Genomic DNA, 2669 nt, shown 5'->3' with positions numbered 1-2669 from the left:
GCCTTTTCCTCCAGCTTCGCCGTATTCTTAAAGGCTGTTGCAAGCATGAGCTTCAGACGGTTCATTTGGTTGACGGCAGATTCACTAGCATCATAATCGATTGCTGTAATGTTTGCATCAGGGTATACTTCCTTTATTCCTTTCAGCATTCCTCTTCCCGTCACATGGTTTGGAAGACAGGCAAATGGCTGAACACAAGCAATATTCAGTACACCGCTCTCAATTAATTCAATCATCTCACCTGTGAGGAACCAGCCTTCACCCGCTTGGTTTTCAGTTGAGAGAATGGTTTCAGCTTTCGCAGCAAGCTCATCAATCGTGTGCGGAGAGCTAAACCTCGTGCTATTCTCCAGAGCTTCCTTAAGGGGCTTGCGGAGGCTCTCAATATAACGGATAGCAGCACGGTATACAGCAGCCGATGTGCGGCTTTTCCCTAATTGGGCTGGTCCATCATATGCACAATAGAGGAAGAAGTCTAGAATATCTGGCATGACTGCCTCCCCGCCCTCCTGCTCAATCAATTCGACAATTCGATTATTGGCATCAGGATGAAACTTCACAAGAATTTCTCCAACAATCCCCACCCTTGGTTTATGCGATTCAATGATAGGCAGCCTATCAAAGCTATCTACCATGGAAACGAGGTAATTCCTATAATCCTTCATGCGGAATTTCCTTAGTGACTCCCTGCAGGTCTTGATCCAATTATCCATCAGTTCATTTGTGCTCCCCTTAACTGCCTCATAAGGACGAACGCGATGGACCATCCGCATGAGCGCATCTCCATAAACGGTAGCGGCAATCAGCTTGCGAATCATGGAAGGGCTTATATCAAAGCCAGGATGTTTCTCAAGACCGAGTGTATTCATCGAAATGACCGGCACCTGCCCCATTCCGGCATCCTTCAATGCCCTTCTCAATAAGACGATATAATTCGTTGCCCGGCAGGCACCGCCAGTTTGTGACATAATGAGCGCCGTCTTATTCACGTCATATTTGCCCGACTTCAAGGCATGAACCAATTGGCCAATCGTCAGGATAGCCGGATAGCAGGCATCATTATTCACGTACCGAAGACCTTCGTCTACAGCCTCCTGCGAAACGAGTGGAAGTACTCCTCCTTTATAGCCTTCACTATTTAAGACCGCTTCATATAAAGAGAAATGAATCGGCGACATTTGAGGAATCAGGATGGTGTAATCCTTTTTCATCTCTTTCGTGAATTTCACAGGCTCCTGCGGACGCTTGATTTTCTGAACCGGCTTCACTTGAGCCAGCTCCCGTTCTTTTATAGCAGCCTTTAAGGAACGAATACGAATACGGGCAGCTCCGAGATTATTGATCTCATCAATCTTAATGAGTGTGTACATCTTGCCGCTCTCTTCCAGAATTTCCTCTACCATATCACTTGTGACTGCATCCAGCCCGCAGCCGAAGGACGTCAATTGCACAAGCTCAAGTGACTCTTCCTTCGCGGCCACACGTGCAGCTCTATAAAGTCTAGAATGATACGTCCATTGATTAACGACGCGCAGGTCTGTTTCTGGCTCAGCCAAATGTGCGACAGAATCCTCTGTTAGCACAGCCATATCATAGGTTGTGATTAGCTCAGACAGACCATGATTAATTTCCGGGTCGACATGATAAGGCCTGCCTGCCAGGACGATTCCCTTCTTGCCCGTTTCCTTCAGGTAGGCAATCGTCTCTTCCCCCTTGACGCGAATGTCTCTTTTTGCAAGATCAAGTTCAGCAAGACCGAGCCGGATAGCTGTCTTGATTTCTTTCTTCGGCACATCAGGAAGCGCTTTGGCCATCTCATTAATCAGGGCCCGCTCATTATCAAGGGTCAGGAATGGCTGTACATACGGAATATTCGCTTCCTGAATGGAATCCACATTGACGCGGATAACTTCCGGATAAGAGGTCACAATCGGGCAATTATAATGGTTGGTTGCTTCCTCAGCCTCCTTCTTCTCATATACAACAGATGGATAGAAAATCATGTCCACGCCCTGATCAACCAGATGCTTCACATGACCATGGGACAGCTTCGCCGGGTAACAGGCTGATTCTGAAGGGATGGAATCCATACCAGTTTCGAATAACTTCTTGCTGGATTTTGGCGATAGTATAATCCGGTAGCCCAATTTCGTGAAGAAAGTATGCCATAATGGATAGTTCTCATACATATTCAAAACTCTTGGAATGCCAACCGTACCTCTGAATGCCTCTTCTTCCGAAAGCGGCTCATATTGAAAGATTCTTTCATATTTATAGGTATAAAGATTCGGCAGGTCCGTTTTCTTCCTCGGCTTGCCCGCACCGCGCTCACAACGGTTCCCCGTGATAAAGAAGCGCTTGTCCTTGAAGCGGTTGATTGTTAAGGCACAATTATTGCCGCACCGGCCGCATCGGCTATGGCTGACAGAATAAGTGAAATCATCAAGCTCTGAAAGACGAAGGATTCCGCTTTCGCTCAATCCAGCCAATCGGCTCTGTTCCTTTGCGATGATTGCGCAGCCGTATGCCCCCATCATCCCAGCAATATCGGGCCTGATGACCTCCTTGCCAATGATGTTCTCAAAGGCACGCAGGACTGCTTCATTATAGAAGGTTCCTCCTTGAACGATGATATTCTCTCCAAGCTCCTCTGTATTTCGAAGCTTCAT

At 47.2% G+C, this 2669-nt stretch carries 1 protein-coding gene; it reads right to left on the bottom strand.

Annotation, left to right across the window (positions count from 1 at the left end):
* Positions 1–2669 (bottom strand): acyl-CoA dehydratase activase-related protein (locus ACI35L_RS03365; protein WP_439802247.1); only part of this gene is annotated, 2669 nt, incomplete at both ends.

This window comes from Pradoshia sp., assembly GCF_051873915.1.
In the GTDB taxonomy this organism is placed as follows: domain Bacteria; phylum Bacillota; class Bacilli; order Bacillales; family Pradoshiaceae; genus Pradoshia.
This window is presented reverse-complemented; position numbering and strand designations above follow the sequence as displayed.